Source organism: Streptomyces nigrescens, from assembly GCF_027626975.1.
In the GTDB taxonomy this organism is placed as follows: domain Bacteria; phylum Actinomycetota; class Actinomycetes; order Streptomycetales; family Streptomycetaceae; genus Streptomyces; species Streptomyces nigrescens.
Genome location: NZ_CP114203.1, coordinates 1,195,909 through 1,210,834 on the forward strand (window position 1 = coordinate 1,195,909; position 14,926 = coordinate 1,210,834).

Annotated in this window: 15 protein-coding genes and 3 pseudogenes; 6 read left to right on the forward strand and 12 right to left on the reverse strand. The window is 69.4% G+C overall.

Translation table 11 applies throughout. The features are described 5' to 3' along the window. Positions 1–13 precede the first annotated feature (13 nt). Positions 14–916, reverse strand: a complete 903-nt coding sequence (locus STRNI_RS05555; RefSeq protein ID WP_277410670.1) for a LysR family transcriptional regulator — start codon at positions 914–916, stop codon at positions 14–16. A gap of 188 nt (positions 917–1,104) precedes the next feature. Between STRNI_RS05555 and STRNI_RS05560 the strand changes: the two genes are divergently transcribed. Continuing rightward, positions 1,105–1,410, forward strand: a complete 306-nt coding sequence (locus tag STRNI_RS05560; protein ID WP_018088626.1) for a DUF1330 domain-containing protein — start codon at positions 1,105–1,107, stop codon at positions 1,408–1,410. A 245-nt stretch (positions 1,411–1,655) separates the two neighbouring features. On the opposite strand, the gene STRNI_RS05565 is transcribed toward STRNI_RS05560, so the two are convergent. From STRNI_RS05565 to STRNI_RS05585, 5 genes and pseudogenes are all read right to left on the reverse strand, one after another. After that, on the reverse strand, positions 1,656–1,925 hold the full coding sequence (locus STRNI_RS05565; RefSeq protein WP_277410671.1) for a helix-turn-helix domain-containing protein: 270 nt from the start codon (positions 1,923–1,925) through the stop codon (positions 1,656–1,658). 86 nt (positions 1,926–2,011) lie between these two features. Next, positions 2,012–3,097, reverse strand: a complete 1,086-nt coding sequence (locus STRNI_RS05570; protein ID WP_277410672.1) for a tyrosine-type recombinase/integrase — start codon at positions 3,095–3,097, stop codon at positions 2,012–2,014. A gap of 330 nt (positions 3,098–3,427) precedes the next feature. Next, positions 3,428–4,267 carry a hypothetical protein gene (locus tag STRNI_RS05575; RefSeq protein WP_277410673.1) on the reverse strand — a complete coding sequence of 280 codons (840 nt, stop codon included), beginning with the start codon at positions 4,265–4,267 and terminating at the stop codon, positions 3,428–3,430. 283 nt (positions 4,268–4,550) lie between these two features. Beyond that, positions 4,551–4,877 (reverse strand): annotated as a pseudogene (locus STRNI_RS41525) (MerR family transcriptional regulator); the annotation flags it as partial. A gap of 915 nt (positions 4,878–5,792) precedes the next feature. Then, on the reverse strand, positions 5,793–6,494 hold the full coding sequence (locus STRNI_RS05585) for a restriction endonuclease (RefSeq protein ID WP_277410674.1): 702 nt from the start codon (positions 6,492–6,494) through the stop codon (positions 5,793–5,795). 177 nt (positions 6,495–6,671) lie between these two features. Between STRNI_RS05585 and STRNI_RS05590 the strand changes: the two genes are divergently transcribed. After that, positions 6,672–6,806, forward strand: coding sequence for a hypothetical protein (locus tag STRNI_RS05590; RefSeq protein ID WP_018088621.1), 135 nt, complete (start codon positions 6,672–6,674; stop codon positions 6,804–6,806). Positions 6,807–6,816: 10 nt separating this feature from the next. Continuing rightward, positions 6,817–7,137, forward strand: a pseudogene (locus STRNI_RS05595) (transposase); the annotation flags it as partial. Here STRNI_RS05595 and STRNI_RS05600 read toward each other — a convergent pair. The 5 genes and pseudogenes from STRNI_RS05600 to STRNI_RS05615 form a co-directional block, all read right to left on the reverse strand. Continuing rightward, on the reverse strand, positions 7,127–7,408 hold the full coding sequence (locus tag STRNI_RS05600; protein ID WP_277410675.1) for a hypothetical protein: 282 nt from the start codon (positions 7,406–7,408) through the stop codon (positions 7,127–7,129). The pseudogene STRNI_RS05595 and the gene STRNI_RS05600 overlap by 11 nt on opposite strands. A 208-nt stretch (positions 7,409–7,616) precedes the next feature. Then, positions 7,617–7,907, reverse strand: a complete 291-nt coding sequence (locus tag STRNI_RS05605; protein WP_277410676.1) for a hypothetical protein — start codon at positions 7,905–7,907, stop codon at positions 7,617–7,619. Then, positions 7,904–8,518 carry a ParA family protein gene (locus tag STRNI_RS05610; protein WP_148589006.1) on the reverse strand — a complete coding sequence of 205 codons (615 nt, stop codon included), beginning with the start codon at positions 8,516–8,518 and terminating at the stop codon, positions 7,904–7,906. The genes STRNI_RS05605 and STRNI_RS05610 overlap by 4 nt, the downstream gene beginning before the upstream one ends. Before the next feature lie 487 nt (positions 8,519–9,005). Next, positions 9,006–9,331: pseudogene (locus STRNI_RS41530) on the reverse strand (IS5/IS1182 family transposase); the annotation flags it as partial. 95 nt (positions 9,332–9,426) lie between these two features. Further along, positions 9,427–9,888 (reverse strand): MarR family winged helix-turn-helix transcriptional regulator, encoded by a 462-nt coding sequence (locus tag STRNI_RS05615; RefSeq protein WP_277410677.1) that lies wholly within the window; start codon positions 9,886–9,888, stop codon positions 9,427–9,429. A gap of 92 nt (positions 9,889–9,980) precedes the next feature. On the opposite strand from STRNI_RS05615, the gene STRNI_RS05620 reads away from it, so the two are divergent. Further along, a complete protein-coding gene (locus STRNI_RS05620; protein WP_277410678.1) occupies positions 9,981–10,352 on the forward strand; it encodes a VOC family protein in 372 nt (123 codons plus the stop codon). A 2-nt stretch (positions 10,353–10,354) separates the two neighbouring features. Beyond that, a complete protein-coding gene (locus tag STRNI_RS05625; RefSeq protein WP_277410679.1) occupies positions 10,355–11,335 on the forward strand; it encodes a DNA-3-methyladenine glycosylase family protein in 981 nt (326 codons plus the stop codon). A gap of 837 nt (positions 11,336–12,172) precedes the next feature. Here the strand turns inward: STRNI_RS05625 and STRNI_RS05630 are convergent. Next, the gene (locus STRNI_RS05630; protein WP_274739522.1) at positions 12,173–13,486 is read right to left on the reverse strand and encodes a cytochrome P450; all 1,314 of its coding nucleotides are present in this window, start codon (positions 13,484–13,486) and stop codon (positions 12,173–12,175) included. A 616-nt stretch (positions 13,487–14,102) separates the two neighbouring features. On the opposite strand from STRNI_RS05630, the gene STRNI_RS05635 reads away from it, so the two are divergent. Beyond that, complete coding sequence (locus STRNI_RS05635; RefSeq protein WP_018088612.1) at positions 14,103–14,843, forward strand: dienelactone hydrolase family protein; 741 nt, start codon at positions 14,103–14,105, stop codon at positions 14,841–14,843. The last annotated feature ends 83 nt before the right edge of the window (positions 14,844–14,926 follow it).

Below are 14,926 nucleotides of genomic sequence, written 5' to 3' on the forward strand. Positions count from 1 at the left end.
GACCTCTTGCGCGTCAGTCCGGCAGCCAGTGCAGCTCGTGCGCCAGGGTTTTGGCGACGGCACGGATGCGGCGGTGTAGCGGCGACTGCTCGCGTGGGAGGACCAGGTGGATCGTCAGGCTGGGCGCGCCCCGCAGCGGTCGCCAGGTGAGACCGGCCGGTTGTGCCGTGACCGCGGCTTCTCCGGCCGGGGCGAGGGTGACCCCGTCGCGCAGGTCACGCTGAGACATGTCGAAAGAGACTGCGGGCGTGTGGAATCGGGGGTGTGGTCGGGTGTCTCGGAACAGTGCGGACAGCTGATCGTGGATCACGGGGTTGGCCGCACGGTCCGGGAGTCGCAGCGGATACGCGGCCGCGTCGGCGATCTCGATCTCCGGGTGTTCGGCCAGCGGATGGTGCTGCGCCAGCTGGACCCCGATGCGCGCACGCCGCAGCAGGAACCGGCGCACGCCACGGCCCGGCTGTTCACCGCGGGTGATTCCGGCATCGATGCGGCCGTCGGCGACCGCGGGGGAGATCTCCGGTGTCGCCATCGGGACCGCGCCGACCTCGAGTCCGCTGTTGCCGCGAATCAGCCTGTCCACCAGGGCCGGTGCCGTCTCGGCCCCGGCGCTGAGGCTGTATCCGATGCGCAGCGTGCCCAGTTCACCGGTCGCCGCGCTCCGGGCGGTGTCCCATGCCCGGTCCAGCGCCGCCAGCGCGGGCGGCGCGGACTCCGCCAAAGCCGCACCGGCCGTGGTCAATACGACGCTACGCGTGTTGCGGACCAGCAGGGCCGTACCGAGTTCCGCCTCCAATCGGCGCATCCGGGCGCTGAGTGCGGGCTGTGCGATACCGATCCGTGCGGCCGCGCGGGTGAAGTTCAACTCCTGCGCCAGCACCAGGAAGTACCGCAGGCTCACCGTATCCGGCGCCACGTGCCCTCCCTGCCGATTGATAACGATCCGTTCTGAGTCTATCCCGTATTGATCTTTCCCTCGACCCCACGTCAAGCCCTAACCTGCGCATATGACGGTTCAACTGACCGCGGTACCCGTCGCCGGGATCGATCGATCTGAGTGTCAATTCGACGTCGGACGTGTCCGGCCGAACACAGGAGGTTTCCATGGCTAAGGGCTACTGGGTCAGTGTCTACCCGGCCATTTCCGACCCTGAGGCGCTGACTGCCTACGACAAGCTGGCCGGTCCGGCTGTCCAGGCTGGGGGCGGGCGCACCCTGTCCCGGATCCCGTCCCGTGGCGGTCGAGTCGTCGCCCACGAGGCCGGAATCACGCAACGCGTCGTTCTGATCGAGTTCGACAGCTTTGAACAGGCCGTCGCGGCATACGAGAGCGAGGCATACCAGAAGGCGCTGGTGGCCCTCCCCGACGGCGTCGAGCGCGACTTCCGCATCATCGACGGCATCGACTGACCGGCGGGCCCAGCGCGGGTGATGCCGGCGCAGTCCCGACAGAGCGGCTGGCCCTGATCATTGCGGCCGGGCAGGAGCCGGTCGGCGGAGCACCCGGGGCAACGGCCCCGGACGCGCATGGCCCGCTCCAGGCAGGCGCGGCAAGATCGGTCCGTCCGACCAGTTGGCGGACTTCGCCGCCCGCCGGCCGCAGCGGGCGCAGTCGCGCAGGTGCCAGCGTTCGTACTGTTCGGGCGTCACGTCAGTCACCCCTCGTCGGTGAGCCGGACCCGTGTCGGCCGACGGGCAGCGAGGCTGATCGGTGCGTCCTGTCCGGCGGTGCGGCGCAGGCGGACGTTCTCGGCGCTGGTCGGGATCAGGTCGCTGGCGGTGCAGTCGAGGATGTCGCAGAGCGCGGCGAGCACCGGCAGGGACAGCCGCTCGGGGGTGCCGGAGACGAGGCGGTGGACCTGGGAGGCGGACAGGGTGATCCCGCGTTCGGCCAGGTGCGGCATGAGCTCGGGGACGGTGAACATGCCGCGGGCGCCATCAGCTCGCGCAGGCGCCACCGGTAGGTGATCTGGCGGGACATCACGAAGTCCTTCCCGGCCGCATCGCGGCCTCAACGGTGGCGTCCAGGGCCCGGCGAAGGGTGCGAGTTCGGAAGTCGGAGCAGACGCACGTGTAGATCGCGGTGGTGGATGCGTACTCGTGGCCGACCTGCTGCTGGACGAACAGCGGATCGTAGCCGTCTTCGATCAGGTGGGTGATGTACGACCTGGCGCAGCGAGTGGAACTCCAGCGCCGGGTCCAGGCCGAGCGCGTCACGGTAGGCGGCGAAGCGGGAGTCCAGCCGCTGGAGCCCGACCCGCAGCCCCCGCTCGGAGGGCCACAGCGCGGGCCCGTGGGCGTGCCGCATCCCGGGACGCACCTCGGTGACCCACTCCTCGATGACGACCGGCGTCCACTGCCAGACAGTCAGCCTGCGGCGCTTAGGCGGCGAGCCCTTCTTCGCCTTCCCGTGTCGCACCATCAAGGTGCCGTAGTCGCCGAACTCCCGACCGTGCGGGTTGGGGCCGAAGTCGACCTCGTTGAGCATGCGGGTCTCGTTGCGGCGCAGGCCATAGCCGTAGGCCGTCTTGAACAGCCTCGCGTCCCCGAACGTCGGCAGCCAGCCCTTGCGTCCCTTGCCCCGGACGCGCACCACCTGCTCGTCGGCGTAGTCGAAGAACGCCTCCAGCTCGGGTCGAGTGAAGGCGCGGCGCTCGGGTTCGCCCTCGCCTTCGTCGGCATGTACCGCCGCGTTCCAGTCGTGGACCACCTGGACCGGGTGCGCCCCGAACCGCAGCAGGCACTCCTCCGCCCAGCCGTACGCCGGGTTGGTCACGAAGTCGCAGAACTGTCGTACCGCGCCTTGATAGTTGCGCACCGTGGAGCGCGCGCAGCCCCGCACCGAGCGGAGGTCCACCGACCACTCCTCCACGTGCTGGGGCGCCCACTTCCACGGGAGGCCGTCCGCGTGCCGGGCGAACGCGCGCACCGTCCGCTCCTGGTCGCTGACGTAACCGAACGACAGGTTCCTGGTCAGCTGCTGGTTGCGCCAGCCGGCCAGCATCGCCTCGAAGACCTGCTCCTCCGGGCGCAACAGCGGCAGGCAGTCGACCAGGTGCAGCCGTGCCGAGCCCGGCACCAGGGTGTCCCCACCCATCCGATCACTCTCCGTCCATCGCATTCGACGCGAGAATCTCGCATCAGATGTGACCGAAGGGTGTTTTCGCAGGTCCAGGTCCGGAGTCGCGAGTTCGCATCAGCTGCAATTGGCGTCGGTAGGAACATCGGTACAGCCGTTGGCGCTGAGATTGATTGTGAGGTCTAGCTTGGCGCCACGTCGCGGCGAAGGCCACGGGCGTCCGACCTCCTGCACGTCGCCGTAGTACTGCTCATGCAGGGTGAGTGTGATGGTGGCCAGGGAGCGTCGTTGGGTAAAGGGCGAAGTTGATTTCGCCTCCGCCGGTGCGGTCGGAACCGATCTGCGTGGTCAGACGGGCTGACGGAGTGCGCTGACCAGTGCGCGCGGGTCGTCTGCGTGGAAGCGGATGGTGTGGGCCTCTTCCGTTGCGCCGAGCGGGCGGGTGAAGGGGAGTGGCCGGTTCAGCTCCAGGGTCACCGAGGTCTGGCTGCCCACGATCAGGTCGAGGACCCCGTCCTCGGAGAGGGTGATCAGGCGGCCCTTGGGGGAGCGCCGGTCGACCCGGACCGAGGCGATCGCGTCCGGCGGTACGGCGAGGTCGAAGAGGGCTCCGTAGCGGATCCGCAGAGAGCCGTCGGGGCGCACGACATGCGGCCGGGTGACGCAGGCGGCGTGCAGGGCCAGCACGAGGACGACTCCGTACAGGTCGAGTAGCAGGATCACCCGGTGGACTGTCGGCCAAGGGATGAGGAAGGCCAGGCCCACCGTCTCGATGACCATCACGAAGAGCAGTCCGTACATCATCGCGGTCTGGGGCCCGGTGTACGCGGCAGCGAGGTCCCCGGGGCGCACCCCGTGCGTGCCGCGCCGGACCCACCGCCCCAGGGAGGCGAAGGCGCGCAGTTCGTGGAGGACCAGGCGGCGGACCGTCACCGGCACCGTCTCCTGTACGGCGGCCCGCCGTGCCGCCCGGCGGTCCGCGCCGCGGGCGCGCGCGGCGACGTACAGCGAGCGCATCACCCAGGTCTCCAGCAGCAGCACCGCGAGCACCAGCGATTCGGCGCCCGCCAGCGCCCACCCGGGCGGCCGGGCCCCGGCCACCAGGCAGGCTGCCAGGGCCAGTTCCCCCGGCAGCACGGCAGCCACCGCGATCCGCGCCGCCCGTACGCGCCTTGGCCGGCCGCTCATGCCCGGCCCCTCTCCACGAACGCGTCCATGAGCCGGCCCACGACTTCCGCCTGCGCGGGGGCGTACTCGGCGAGCAGTGCCTTCTTGAACCCGGTCACGATGACCCCGTCCTCGGGTATTGCGGCGAGCAGCTGCTCGGGGACGGCTGCCAGCAGGTCAGCTGCCAGGGGTGCGATCCGCGGATCGGCGGCGGGGGCTTCGGCGAGCGCGTCGAGGCGCTCATACAGTTCGACGACCGCGGGATCGGCGACCAGGTTCCGAGCAGCGCGAGCATCTCTTGGTTACCGGTGCTGGTGGCGTCCACCAGCGTGAGGCACTCGCGGTCCTCGGCCGCGCTCGGCGAGTCAGTTCGGGGGCCTGTGCCAGCAGTGCGGCGAGGGCGGGTGAGACGGGCTCTGTCGCGCCGGGCGGCTCGGCGAGAAGGGCGCCGAGCCGACAGCGGCGCTCCCGGATGGCGGCCTCCTGGCGGGTCAGGTCGGCGTTCGCAGACGTTATGGGCCCGGTAGCCGTTAGGGCGCCGCTCCGGTTCCGGAAGCAGCCCGACATGGTGGCAGTGCCGCATCGCTCGGGTGGTGAGCCCCACGAGCGCGGCCATCTCTCCGATTCGCATGCCGCCATGAGAAACCCTGCCGTTGCGCCAAGGTCAAGCGGTGAAAGTATCGTCGGGCGCAAAACGATTCAAGCGCGTCTACACCCGGAGTGGTGCGTCCTCGCCAGCGCACATATCTGGCCAGAGTCCGCTCCCGCTACCCCTCGTCGTCCTCGTCGAGTTCAACTCTGTCCGGGTCGCGAAGCGGGCGCAGGGCGCCGCCAGATGGGGTGGAGGCGGTGAAGCTGTAACGGCCCAGGACGTTGCGGTTGCGGTGCTTGAGCGGGGACAGGCGAGCGATGTCCTCGTCCCGGACCTCGTGACCCTCGGCACGGTGTCGCCAATGAGAAGCAGGCCCGCCAGCTGGCTTCGGGGCGACACACAACGCTGTACGGCAAGCCTGAACGTCTTCGCACCCGTCTGCCTTCGTCATTCGGACTGCTGAGGAGCAGGCCGTGCAGTTGCGGAGAGCTACAAGCGAACTCGTCACGGCGCTCAGGGGCAGGTACCGGCGCTGTCTGAGCAGACTCGCTCCGAACGAGTTGGCCGAGCATCAGGCTCTACGGGAGCAACTTCGTGATCAGTTGAGTCAGCTTTAGGCCCAAAGCGATGCGTTGGGCGGTGGCGCAGCTGCTGTTCTGAGACGCTTTGACGACCTATGCGAGAGTGCAAACGCTGAATCTTCACTACGGCACTCCTGACCCGCGCTACCTACCAGTGTTGATGTCTCCGACACCAGGTCACAGCCAGCGCCCCAGCCGCACCGCGCCGAAGACTGTTCCCCGCCCGCGCGGGGATAGCTCCCTCCTGCCGGCCCTGACCCGAGCCACACCGGCTCAGTCGGTCCCAAATGGCTTGTTGCGACGCGCCGAAGCCCCCAGCGGGCCCAGAGTGGAATCAAGACACGGTGTCCGATGCGAATCCCCTATTGCGGCCTCAGGCCCAGGGGGCTCTGCCGCCGGACGCCCAGCGGGCCAGGCCGCGGCCATCAATGAGGCGCAGGGACTTGGGCAGCATGGCGTTGGTGCGCTCGGCGTCTGCCGTGAAGGCGCTGGTGGTGATGATGGCCGCGCCGACACAGTTGTGGATGTCCCGGTAGGTGCCGTTGATCTTCATGACCTCTTCGGAGCCGACGCGGCCTTTCCAGCGCTTGCACTGGAGGAGGTAGCGGTCGCCGCTGTGGAGATGGACCAGGACGTCGAGGCCGCGGTCGTTCTTGCCGCCGGAGACGTCGGTCCTGCGGACGGCGGGGTCGCGGCGGGCGAGGTCTGCCACGGCGTGCTCGAACTCGGTGTAGCCCATGGCCTGGTAGGCGGCGATGGTGTGCGTGAAGTCCCGGCGCGGACCGACTCCCGCTGCGCCGGCTATGCCCGCAGGGAGGTGGAGCCGGCCGGTCCGGGCGAGGTAGATGGTCAGGGCCGCAGCGGCTGCGAGGACGATGACAATGGTGCTGACGACGGGGTAAGCGCTCACGACCGCGATGCCGAAGGCCCCGATGAGGACGGCGGCGAGGGCTTTGCCTTCGCGTTCACGGCGTCGGGTGGCTTTGCCACGGGGGCGGCGCTTCGGGCGGGTCGGTCGTCGGGTGGCGGCGGAGCGTCGGGTGGCGGCGGAGCGTCGGCGTGCGGGTGTGGCCATGCGATTCCCCCGGAGATGCTGTCTGGTCTGTTCAGTGTCGTGTGGCGACGACCCCGCGATGGGCAGACCCAGTGAGGTTGGCTGGTTGTGCTTCGTTGTTGGCGTTGTCCCCGATCACTTGTCAGGGGACGAGCCGGAGCAGAAGGGATAGGCCTCTCCGCCGTGCCCTCTTGAGCGATGCGCTCGGCGCTGCTCCCCGGGCTCCCCGGGCTCCCGGAATGGCACCTCCCCCACCTCCTGGGCGTGGGGGGAGGCGAGCTGATCGAGCTGCTCGTTCTGGCCGACTCCGGCGCGGCCTCCGGCCTGCCCTGATACGCGATCCCGTGTCTGCCGGGGCTATTCGCAGCTGGTATGTCGGCCTCGGCTTCTCGTTGTCCTGGCGGACGGCGGCTATCAGGGGACCGGCACCCTGATCCCGCACCGCCGCCGCCGTCGCCGTCGCCGTCGCCAACAAGAGCGCCTCACACCCGAGCAGGAAGCCGACAACGCCGTCCACCGCAGGGCCCGAGCAGCCAGAGTCGAGCACGTCTTCTCATGGATGAAGATCTGGAAGATCCTGCGTGGCTGCCGTCTGCGTGGAGCCGGCGTGCGCCACGCGATGCTCGGCGTCGCACGGCTCCACAACCTCGCGCTCAGTGGATGAGCTGATCCCGCCTCACCGTGAACTCCTCGCGGCCATCGGACGTGGCGACGCCATGCGGCGAGGTGGAGACCGTGACGGCCTCCTCGTCCTCCGGCAGACCGTGGCCTTCGGCGACCACGCAGGTGACGGCGACCTCCACCGGAAAGGTCGAGTCCGGGCCGAGCTCGCCCATAGCGTCGAAGACCGGGGCCTTGTCGAACAACGACCAGCACCGTCCCGCCGCGTCCGTGAACTGAACCTCCACCACCCCGGGCCACGGCTCATCGTCCACCCAGCGGACCGCCTCACACCGCAGCTCAACCACGAAGCCCCCAAAGCTGAACAGGTCAACAACGAGCGCCAGTATGCCGCGGGACCTCGGCCGTCGACATACGGGACAGCCTTTAGCGGAAGGCCGTCACCGGAGCCCGCACACCACGTGCTGGGCGTTGCTCCTCGCGCCGATTTCCGTCGTCGCCGGCAGTCGCGGTCCTACGTCGTCAGCGACCCGAATCCGGAACCTCGCGCGGGGCGGACGGAGCCTGATCTCCGGGCCGAGCGACCCAGCCGACAGTGGCGGCCAGAGTACGCAGGACGGTAGCGCCGACGAACACTGCCGAGGAGACCGGCCATCCCACCCATCGCGTCAGATCACCTCGCAGGTCGGGATCGACCTCGACCGTCACCCGGATGTATCTACTCTCCAACCTGGTGACCTTGGAGGACCGAGGTGCCGAGACATCCGGTCCGCGCCGCAATGCCGCGCGGTAGCTCTCCTTGCGCTGGCTCATGCCTCATCCTGACGCTTGATCAGTTCCTCCGCGAAGTCCATGTACGCCGAGCCCTTGGCCTGGACCGGGTTCCCGAAAGACTGGGCGTACAGGTCGAGCCGCGCGATATGGGTATCCAGCACCTCGAAACCCCGTTCGGTGAGTGCCTCGCGAGCGTCCGCATCGGGCCCGGTGCGCGTGGCATCGGGACGGTTGGTGCGATTGAGCAGCACCGCCGAACGGGCCGGCTCGGCACGCAGGGACTGCACGTCCGCCATCTCGCCCAGGATGGGTGCCATCCGGTCCAGTTCGATGGGGGCGGGGGTCACGGGCACGATCCACTCGTCGGCGTACCTCATGATGCTGCGGGCGATGCGGGGATGGTCCTCCAGCTGGGGCGCATCGAGCACGACGGCCTGCCGGTCGCCGAGGAAGTCGTTCACGCGACGGTGGACGTCCCCCACCGGCAGAGCGATCACCGGAAACGGAAAGCCATTGGCCAGCTCGCTCCAGCGCAGCGCGGAAGCGGCCGGGTCACCGTCGACCAGCAGCGGCGACATACCCGACTCATAAAGCGCATGGGCCAGCCACACAGCACTCGTCGTCTTTCCGACGCCGGGCTTGAGATTCACGAACGCACAACTCAAAGGCACAAGAGAGGACAATAATGGGCGTGATCGTCCATTTTCGGTCGGCACGACGGCGTGGTCTCGTGGTTCACCCGCAAGCAGTGAGAAACGTTGGACACCCGGTTGTGGTCGCGGTCGCCCCCGTGCGCCACCGGTTACCCTTTCCTGCCCCTCGCTGGATGGCATTCGGCCCCGCCCATCCGTACCGACTACTCCGCTCGACCCCGCCACGACCGGCCCACGAAGCCTGGCGGGACCAACGCGAACGAGACGTGGACGGCGCGGCTTCAGCCACCTGTTGGCGATCCTCGATCGGCTCACCCAGGAGGCGGCGGCCGCAAGCCTCAAGGACAACACCCCTTGAACGCGCGCCCGCCCCTCGGTCGGATGCCGGAACCAGGCCGTTTCTTTCGGACCACCGTGCGGTCCAGATGTGGGTGATTTCGAGGTGGAGTGCCACTTGGTGGATGGTGGCAGTCTCCGCGTGGACGAAGGCGGGTGGGCGACCTCCGGCACGGCCCCGTCGTCTCCGGGTCGCGATCTGGTCGGCCAGCTGCGGGATGACTGCCCGGACCCTGCGGTGGAGCAGGTGGTCACGGATCGCGCGGGACGAATTCGCCTTGCCGGCCAGGACGGTGCCGGGCCGGACCCGTGGCCGTCCGCGCCGCCGGGGACGCGGATCTTGGCCATGACCAGCTCGCATGCAGGTGTGCCCCCTACCTGGCCAGGCGTCAGGATCAAGGCGAGGGGCCTGCACCGGCCGTCCGAGGCGAGGGGGATTTTGGCGGTCAGAGCGATTCCCACGCGCCACCGGCCGCCCGGCACACCGATGATCAGTCGTGAACCGGCAGGATCGGCGAGCAGCTTCTCCAGGGCGGCCCCGGCGGAGTTCACCGCCCCAGAGAGTGGGGTCATTCCTCCAGTGCTGCCGCCATGCGGTCGAGGTCGGCGAGGAGCACTGCCAGACGCTGCGCCGGGATCGCTTCGACCATGCGCTGCTCGATGGCGTAGACGGCTGCCTGGACGGCGGCCAGGCGCGCGTTGCCCTCCTCCGTGAGGTGGGCGGGCCGGGCGCGGCCGTGGTCGGCGGTGGCGGGGCGGGCGATAAGTCCCGCTTCCTGCAGGCCCCGCAGGACGACGTTCCCGGATTGCCGGGTGACGAAGGTCGCGCGGGCGAGGTCGGCGTTGGACATGCCGGGATGCAGGGCCAGGAGTTCGAGGGTGGCGTACTGCGGCACGGTCAGGCCGTGCTCGCGCAGGACCTTGTCCATGGCCCCACGGAGGGCGGCCTGGGTGCGTTTGAGCAGGTATCCCACGTGTTGAGTGACGTCTTTCGCGGGGTGGGGCGGTTCGGTCGCCACGTTCTCCAGCATGTCAGCATTTTGACATACGTGACGCGACCGCTTTAGCCTCGACCATGTCAAAGTCCTGACATTGCGTCCTGACATCGAGTTCGAGGAGAGCCATGACTGCCACCATCGACGGCCCCGACTTCGTCGCCCTGCAAGTGCGCGACCTGAAGGCGGCAGCGGACTTCTGCGAGCAGCACCTCGGTCTGCGCCGGGCCGCGGTCTCGCCACCCCACGCGGTCGTCTTCGACACCAAGCCGACCCCCTTCGCCGTCCGCGAGCTCCTCCCGGGCGTCGACCTCGCCGACACCGCACGGCCCGGACTCGGCGCGGTGCTCTGGTTCCAGACCTCCGACGCCCATCAGCTCCACGACCAGCTCACCGCCGCCGGGGTCAAGATCCTCACCCCGATCGCGAACAGCCCCTTCGGGCCGATGTTCTCCTTCGAGGGCCCCGAGGGCTACACCCTCACCGCGCACGGAGGCTGACCGTGCCCGCCGTCACCCTCACCCCGGCCGGGCCCTTCTCGCTCGCCTCCAGCATCCGGTTCTTGGAGGGCTTCAGCCCCGCGAGCTATGCCCACGCGCCGGACGGAATCCTCCGCCTGGCCTTCCCCGCCGACGACGGCGCCTCGGTCGTCGCGGCCGCCGTCCGGCAGGAGGTGAGGGCAGACGGCGGCACGGGAACGGTCCGGGCCGAATTCACCGTGCATCCCGGCACCCCGCACCCGGCGACGGCAGTGACCGCAGAGGCAGCGGCCAATCAGGCTGTGCGGGCCCAACTCGCCCGCATCCTCTCGCTCGACGTCGACGCCACCGGATTCCCCGGCCTTGCCGCGGACCCCGTGGTGGCCGGGCTCACGGCGGACCACCCGGGGCTGCGCCCGGTGTGCTTCCACTCCCCCTACGAAGCCGCCACCTGGGCAATTATCGGCAACCGCATCCGCATGACCCAGGCAGCCGCCATCAAGGCCCGCATCGCCCACCAGCACGGACACCGCGTCCACATCGCAGGCCAGACCCTGCACGCATTCCCCACCCCCGCGGCCCTGCGCACCATCACCCACGTGCCCGGCCTCACCGGCATCAAGATCCAGCGGCTGCACGCGCTGGCCGAAGCAGCCCTCGACGGGAAACTCGACGCACCCCACCTGCGTGCCCTGCCCGCCGACCACGCCCTCGCCGAACTGCGCACCCTGCCCGGCATCGGCCCCTTCTCGGCCGAACTCATCCTCATACGGGGAGCAGGACACCCCGACGTCTTTCCCCGCCACGAACCACGCGTCCACAAGGCCGTCGCCACCGCATACGGACTCGGCGCCCCGACCACCGACGACGACGTCACCCAATTGGCCAAGATCGCCGACCGGTGGAAGCCCTACCGCAGCTGGGTCGCCTTCCTGCTCCGCGTCCGCGCTCATGACACGTCCCTGCCGGGCCCCATGTGCCACAGCTCCCCGCCATCGTCCTGACGTCGTCTTCCGCACTCGCTGAAATGAGTCGTTCTGATCTGAGAGGAGTCGGAGTCCACCGCGATGGCTGGCCCAGTCGAGGCCGCACTCGGCATCGGCTCGGGCGAGCAGGACGGTGAAGACCTTCCCCCACGTGCCGTCGGCCGCCCACTTCCGCAGCCGATTGCGGACTTACTCCCCTCACCCTTTCAAGCGCCAACCAGGACGTGTCACCCGTCACCAATGTGCCGGGACAACACACTTGGGCACCTCGGTGCGCGGCGCTCCCGTGTGCTCCAGAGCCTTGCGGGCACCGAGTTGGCCCACAGTCTGAAGGCCGTCTGAAGGTCGTCTGAAGGCCGGTTCGTGGGAGCCGAATGTCTCGGCGTGGGCCTGCCGCAGCACCACCTTGGTGGCGGTCACGACCTGTGCCCCGTCCAGGCCGGGGTGCCCGGGCGGCCCCATGGTCAGCCGTGCCAGCCGCTGCCGGCACGCCTGGTCGGCGAGGCCGTCAGCTCAGGCCAGCTGTGGCGGTGCCGGTGGCAGTCACATCCAGATACTGGCCGTACCTCACTTCGGTCCACAAGACGTCGATCACGGGCAGCACAGCGTTGAACTGACGGCTGGTCACGGCACCGCGCGGCGTTGCCGACACCTCCCGATAGCTCCGCCATCGGGCCGCTCCCGGCGCCTTGCGATGTAGCTCGGCATCCGTGGAACAAAGGAAGAGCCGAGACGGAGAGAGCGATGAGGGTGACCCCCGCGCCCCTAAGGCGTAGAGGAGAACGCAGTGCACCGGACACCGCACCACCTTTCCGACTGGAGCCATCGGTCCGACCTGGACCCATCGGACAGGCCCTAGAGGTCCCGTGGCCGCACCATCATCCGGATCCCGTCCCGCGCCCACAGCACGAACCGTTCCACCTGCGTCACTTCGTGCCCCGGCGCGGGCCGAAAGCGCAGTCGCTTGAGGAGGACGGCCAGGACAACCTGGGCCTCTACCGTGGCCAAAGCGGCGCCCTCGCAGCTGCGTGGCCCGATCCCGAAGGGGACGTACGCGAGCCGCGGCCGCTTGGCCACCTCCTGCGGAGTGAACCGCTCGGGGTCGAACCGCTCCGGCTCGGGCCAATGCTCAGGGTTCAGGTGCACCGCCCAGAACGGATAGAACACCGTCGTCCCGGCCGGGATCTCGTACGGGCCCAGAACCAGGTCCTCGGTCGTCTCGCGTGCGCCGTACGGGCCGGGTGGGAACAGGCGCATCGACTCCTTGAGCACCATGTCCAGATACGTGAGCCGCCGCAGATCACCGTAATCGGGCGTGGCGCGCTCGCCCAACACCTGGTCCAGTTCGGCGGCGACCCGATCGGCCGCTTCGGGATGGCGGCCCAGCAGGTGCAGCGTCCACGAGACGGCGACGCCGGTGGTGTGGTGGGCAGCGAGCAGCGTCATCATCACGGTGTCCCGGATCCGCGCCGGGCTCTGACCGGCCTCGACGAGCGCCCCGATCAGGTCACTGCGGTCGGTGCGGCCGTCCGAGCGGTGCGCCGCCACCACGCGGTCGACCGTCGCGCGCAGATATGCAAGGGCCGCCTCGGCCCGCTCCGCCGAGCGGGGGTCGGCCCGCGCCACCTGGTAGAGCCGCCCGAGGTGCTCGGTGAGCACCTCCTCGAACGCGGCGACGACACGGTCCGTGTCGGTTTCCGCGCCGCCGAGCGCGAACCCGCAGATCATACGGAGCGACAGCGCGGTCAACTCCTTTTGCAGCTCGACGGGTTCGCCGTCGGCCTGCCCCGCCCAGCGGTCCGCGAGCTCCCGCGCCAGCTCGGCGAAGCGCGCGAAATGCCGCTCATGAGCCGGCCGTCCGGCGAGCACCGAGAGCAGCAGTCGGCGCCAGGGGGTGTGCTCGTCGGCGGGTAGCACTTGCAGGTTGCCTGCCTCGCACAGCGGGTCCAGGAACGCGAACAGCTCCTCGGGCCGCGTGTCGATGTGCGCCGTGGCCTCCAGAAGCACGGGATCGGCGACCGACACTGCCGTGTCCGCGCCCGGCAGTTGGAAGCGCACGACAGGTCCGTACGCCTCGTGCAGGCGTAACTGGTACCGGTGCAGCCCGCCCGCAGCCGCAACGGCGCTCAGCCCGCCGTCCTCCTGGCGCTCGGGTCCGGGGATACGCATAACAGTGCCTCCTGTCCCAAGTCCTGCCCTCGATCGAGTCTGTTCCGAGGGGCCTCGCAACTCGCCCTTGCATCAGCCAGTTCCCTCCCCCCGGTCCCCGCTTCCCTACCCCACGACGGGTCTCCCGTCCCCGCACTGCCCTGGGCAAGCATTTCGGGGATCACGGAGGGGTGTTGCACGCCAGCACCGGAATGGTGTCCTGGAGTCCTGGTGTCATAGAAGCGCTCGGCCACTGGGCCGGCGGAAGTGCGCGGCGTATCGCCTCCACGCCACACGTGAGGTGCACCGACACTCGGAGGCAATTCCCAAGAGCGGCCAGTCTCTCTCCCCCCCCCCCGCAATCAGGGTTCCTTTTTACCTTCAGAAGCTCATTACACCGAGTTCCGGGATGAAGTCCATATCCAATGTGGTGAGGCGGCATCCGGCCACGGAGCCGCTGCAAAAAACCCGTTGGCGGACCACGGCGACCGCTGCTACCTTCCGGAAGGCCGTGCGAGAGAACGAGGAGGTGGTACCCGTGAACGCAGTATCGACATGGGTGCTCCCCTCCGGGGTCACGGTCGGGCGATAGGTCGTCCGGGAGCGCCGTTCAAGCGCACTCCCGAAAGGCACGACCATGCACTTCACGTCAGAACAGCACCTCGACGACGGCGTCCTCGAACGCGAATTCACCCTCGGCGAGATCCCTGGCATCCTCTGGACGCCCGCATCTGCATCCACATCGGCACCGGCGCCGCTGATCCTGCTCGGCCACCCTCCGCTCGGGCTGCGCACGATGTACCCCCGGCTGGCGGGGCGGGCCCGGCACGCCGCGGCGGACGGCTTCGCCGCGGCCACCATCGAGCTCCCCGGGAGCGGTGACCGGCCCCGTTGGGCCGCCGCCGAGCAGGCCCGCGCCGACCTGCGCCGGGCTATGGAGGCCGGCGAGCCGGTCGGCGACGAGATCATCGACGCCCTCGTCCTCCCACTCGTCGAAAAGTCGGTCCCGGAATGGCAGGCCGCCCTGGACGCCCTCCTGTCACTGCCCGAGATCGGCGGCCCGGTCGGGTACTCGGGGGGAGTGATCTCCATCGGCATCCGGCTCGCGGTGGTCGAGCCGCGCATCTCGGCCGCCGTTCTGTTCGCCGGGAGTCTCGTGCCCGCCGCCATGTTCGAGGAGGCCCGCCGGGTCACCATTCCGCTGCACGTCCTGCTGCAGTGGGACGACGAAGGGAACGACCGGCAGGCGGCCCTGGACCTGTTCGACGCCTTCGGCTCCAAGGAGAAGACGCTGCACGCCAACATGGGCGGGCACAGCGGCGTCCCACAGTTCGCGGGGGACGCCGCGGCCCGGTTCTTCGCCCGGCATCTGCACTAGCCGCGGGCCGGCGCCACCAGGCCAGTAGGCGGTAGACGGTAGGCGGTGCCGGCCAGCACGCCACTCGCCACTCGCCACTCGCC

Bases quoted from the DNA above. Each gene is read 5' to 3' on its own strand.
- STRNI_RS05590 (WP_018088621.1), top strand. From the start codon at position 6,672: ATGCGCTCGGCGCTGCTCCCCGGGCTCCCCGGGCTCCCGGAATGGCAC.
- STRNI_RS05620 (WP_277410678.1), top strand. From the start codon at position 9,981: ATGACTGCCACCATCGACGGCCCCGACTTCGTCGCCCTGCAAGTGCGC.
- STRNI_RS05630 (WP_274739522.1), bottom strand. From the start codon at position 13,486: ATGCGTATCCCCGGACCCGAGCGCCAGGAGGACGGCGGGCTGAGCGCC.
- STRNI_RS05615 (WP_277410677.1), bottom strand. From the start codon at position 9,888: ATGCTGGAGAACGTGGCGACCGAACCGCCCCACCCCGCGAAAGACGTC.
- STRNI_RS05570 (WP_277410672.1), bottom strand. From the start codon at position 3,097: ATGGGTGGGGACACCCTGGTGCCGGGCTCGGCACGGCTGCACCTGGTC.
- STRNI_RS05565 (WP_277410671.1), bottom strand. From the start codon at position 1,925: ATGTTCACCGTCCCCGAGCTCATGCCGCACCTGGCCGAACGCGGGATC.
- STRNI_RS05585 (WP_277410674.1), bottom strand. From the start codon at position 6,494: ATGGCCACACCCGCACGCCGACGCTCCGCCGCCACCCGACGCTCCGCC.
- STRNI_RS05575 (WP_277410673.1), bottom strand. From the start codon at position 4,267: ATGAGCGGCCGGCCAAGGCGCGTACGGGCGGCGCGGATCGCGGTGGCT.
- STRNI_RS05635 (WP_018088612.1), top strand. From the start codon at position 14,103: ATGCACTTCACGTCAGAACAGCACCTCGACGACGGCGTCCTCGAACGC.
- STRNI_RS05605 (WP_277410676.1), bottom strand. From the start codon at position 7,907: ATGAGCCAGCGCAAGGAGAGCTACCGCGCGGCATTGCGGCGCGGACCG.
- STRNI_RS05560 (WP_018088626.1), top strand. From the start codon at position 1,105: ATGGCTAAGGGCTACTGGGTCAGTGTCTACCCGGCCATTTCCGACCCT.